1 protein-coding gene is annotated in these 434 nt (G+C 71.4%); it reads right to left on the minus strand.

Features of this window, described 5'->3' with window-relative positions; translation table 11 throughout:
* On the minus strand, positions 1-320 hold a 320-nt coding region (locus AC1DYG_RS19870), incomplete at its 3' end, for an ATP-binding protein (protein ID WP_477641567.1).
* Positions 321-434: the final 114 nt, after the last annotated feature.

A 434-nucleotide genomic window follows, 5' to 3' on the forward strand; every position in this document is an offset into this window, starting at 1 on the left:
ACGTACAGGCCCATGTGGCGGGCCGTCTCGGCGCTCACCTCGCCGCCGGACGCGAGCCGCTCGTTGATCTTTGCCAGCTCCGCCGGCTGGATGCCGATGCCGCGGTCGGCGATCTCGAGCAGCAGCCCGCCGTCGACGGCGCGGGCGAAGTTGAACGTCACCTTGGACTCGGGCGGGGAGGCGCGCAGCGAGTTGTCCAGCAGTTCGGCCAGCATGTGCACGATGTCCGTGGCGACGGCGCCGGCGATCGCGCCCTGCGGCGTATTGCCGACCTCCACCCGCTGGTAGTCCTCCACCTCGGACATCGCGGCGCGCAGCACGTCRCCGACCTGGACGGGYTCGGAGTGGCCGCGGCGGGTRCGGGTACCSGAGAGGATCAGCAGGTTCTCGCCGTTTCGGCGCATGCGGGCCGCGAGGTGGTCGAGCCGGAAGAG

It is taken from the genome of Pedococcus sp. P1_H8 (genome assembly GCF_056405175.1).